At 56.2% G+C, this 2,902-nt stretch carries 3 protein-coding genes; 1 reads left to right on the forward strand and 2 read right to left on the reverse strand.

All coding sequences use genetic code 11. The features are described from left to right. Positions 1-499: NAD(P)H-dependent oxidoreductase (locus IKP20_03880; protein ID MBR4504095.1), on the reverse strand; the 499-nt coding region annotated here is incomplete at its 3' end. A 101-nt stretch (positions 500-600) separates the two neighbouring features. Here IKP20_03880 and IKP20_03885 point away from each other — a divergent pair. Continuing rightward, positions 601-1,485, forward strand: a complete 885-nt coding sequence (locus IKP20_03885; GenBank protein ID MBR4504096.1) for a LysR family transcriptional regulator — start codon at positions 601-603, stop codon at positions 1,483-1,485. A 267-nt stretch (positions 1,486-1,752) separates the two neighbouring features. On the opposite strand, the gene IKP20_03890 is transcribed toward IKP20_03885, so the two are convergent. Next, a partial coding sequence (locus IKP20_03890; protein ID MBR4504097.1) for a hypothetical protein occupies positions 1,753-2,902 on the reverse strand: 1,150 nt, incomplete at its 5' end.

Below are 2,902 nucleotides of genomic sequence, written 5' to 3' on the forward strand. Positions count from 1 at the left end.
CCCAGTCGGATACCCTCTTCTTCGAAGACTGCGCTTGACTGCCGGATACGGCCAGGGAATCGACGAGCTCCGCCCCTTTGCATGCCTTCTCGATGTCCCTCTCGGAGGAGCCCATGCCGCTTCCCTCATGGGTCATTACCGCAAAGATTCTCTTCCCGTTCCAATCCAGCCTGTCGGTGAAAGAGAACACGGCCATGGGAAAGGTCCCCCACCAGCAGGGTCCGCAGATGAATATGTTGTCGTAATCCTCTACGGAATCCAGGTATCTCTTCAGTTTCGGCCTGGCCTTTTCCCTGAGCTCCATCTTGGCGACCTCGGTGCAGGCCATGTAGTCCTTGGGGTATGCTTCGACGGTGTCGATTTCGAAGAGATCCCCGCCGACAGCCTCGGCGATGTATTCAGCGACATGCTCGGTGTTCCCTTTCGGAACCGAGCGGATGCTTCCGCCGAAGTAGTTCTCGCCCTTGCGCGAGTAATATGCTATCAGATTCTTTGCCATTGTATCGCCTGAATACGGATTCTCCGACAATTAATTAAAGATATTTATATAAAATATCTATATTCAATAGAAAGAATAAATCAATTATTTCAAGTGATGTTATGAATTTCAAACAAATCGATTATCTTCTGGAGATTCGCAGGACCATGAGTCTCAATCGGGCCGCCGATTCTCTGAACGTGTCCCAGCCCACCCTCTCCTACCAGATCAGACAGATAGAATCCGAGGTCGGTTTCGAGATATTCCAAAGGGCAGGGAGAAACCTCGTCATCACCCCCGCAGGGGAACAGTTCTGTTCCCAGCTCTTCAATATCCGCGTCGAGATGAGAAAAGCAGTGGAACAATGCCAGAACATCGGCGGGAGGTACAGGGAGGACATAAGGATTGGACTGCCGGCCAGACCTGCCCTGAGATTGCTTCCCGAAGCGATCAGGGCCCTGTCGTCAGAGTATCCCGATGTCCACGTCACCCCCGTTTTCCATGATTACGGTGAATTCGACAGGTTCCTCTCGGGGGACATCGACCTCGAGTTCACGGAAACCGGCTATTTCTCCAAATCCCCCGGCATAAGGGAGGAGCACTTGTACGACAGCAGGATATACCTCATTGTGAGGGACGACGATTTCCTGGCATCGAGGGACATGGTATCCGAGAGCGACCTCCGCGGAAGAACTCTGATGGTGGGCGGAGGATCCCCGCCGCAGCTACAGGCGGTACAGAGCCGTGTCATAGACAACGAGAACGTCGGGTACTACAACAGCCACGACCACGATACCACGATGGTGAATGTGGCGGCGGGCAGCGGCGTATGCCTGTCTCCGGGATTCCTCATGGGCATGGATCCCGGCTACAGGTGGATCCCATTCGACTGCCCGGAGCATTTCGATTGCGCGGTCGCATTGAGGGATGATGAGGAACGCCCTTCTGTGAACCGTCTTGTGGGGATACTTAAGGAGCTCTACTCGTCGTACAAAGGGCTGCTGTGACTTGTGAACTGTTCAAACTAGAAGCCTTGTAATCGCAATCAGGTCTCGAAAGATTGCAATTATTATATGGCCCCTCACAAAGGAGGGACGATTTAGGTTTCTAGCATCGAACGTCGACCGCGATCTTGACCGTGATGTCCACACCGTACCCGGCCACCACAATCAGGATGAGCTTCTGGCCAGGGGACTCCTCGATGTCGCACGGGAGTCCCCGACGTCCTCTTACCCTACCTTGACTGTTCCGTTCGTGGCAGCAATGTGAAGGGTTCAGTCTGCCATCGAGACGTTGTACGCGGTGGCGACGATGTCCTCGGACCCCATCCTGATCTCGATGGCCTGGTAGCCAGATCCATACTTCTTGCCGTTGATGTCCCACTCGGAGAAGGTGTTGCCTGCGCTGGGGGCGGCGCTGACGACGAGCGACTCGCCGGTGTAGAGCTGGGCGGTGTACTCCGAGCCGACGTTGGCGCTGTTGATGATGAGCCCGCCGTTGACCGCCTTCAAGGTGAGAGTGTGCAGGGTGCTCACCACGACGGCCTTGAAGGCCATGTCCCCGGAGACCCTGAAGGTGAAGGATGGATCTGTGGAGACGTACTTGTCGTCGTAGGTCCATCCCCTGAGCATGTACCCGTAGGGGACGTCGACGCTTATGGTGACCTCCTTCCCGTCGTATGCCTGGACGCTTCCCGCCTTGCCGCAGGAGACCCCGTCGATGAACACGGTCCCGTAGTCGGCGGATGCGGTGACCGTGCGGACGGCCGCCTTGACCATGGTTGCGACCGCGGTGATGTCCTCAGAAGCCCCCGTGACGGTGATCTTGTTGGCGTTGTAGACATTGCCGTTCACGGTCCAGGTGCTGAATGCGAAACCCTCGGCGGCAATGGCCTTGAATACTATAGTACCACCAACGTTAATGGTGCCTGAATAAGTGGCCCCTACATCAACATCGTTCACCTCTATGGTCCCGTTGGACGCCGACAAGCTGACATTGAAAACCGTTCTCTGGGTCTTGGCCTCGAACACCATGTCGGACTGGCCCATGGTCACGGCGTACTCCTCGGATATGGATACGCAGCTGCCTCCATAGTACCATCCGACGAACCTGTATCCGTCGGCGGGAACGGCCTTGAGGACCGCCTGGAAGCCTTCCTTCACGAGCTTGTAGGTCACGGCCTCGCCGTCGATCTGGACGGATCCGTTGTCGATGGTCGCAGAGAGCTTATGGGAGGCTGCGGGGACGAATACGCCCTTGACCTCCAAGTCGTCAGAGCCTACAGAAATGGCTATGGTTTTTCCGGCGTTCGACTTGCCGCCGATGACCCAATGGTCAAATGCGAACCCGGCCTCCGCGGCTGTGGAGAGCTGCAAAGAGGCGCCGGACACCTCGAGCGTGACGGTGTAATCGTTCCCCACGTTC

This window comes from Candidatus Methanomethylophilaceae archaeon, assembly GCA_017524805.1.
Classification (GTDB): domain Archaea; phylum Thermoplasmatota; class Thermoplasmata; order Methanomassiliicoccales; family Methanomethylophilaceae; genus Methanoprimaticola.

Bases quoted from the DNA above. Each gene is read 5' to 3' on its own strand.
- IKP20_03885 (MBR4504096.1), top strand. From the start codon at position 601: ATGAATTTCAAACAAATCGATTATCTTCTGGAGATTCGCAGGACCATG.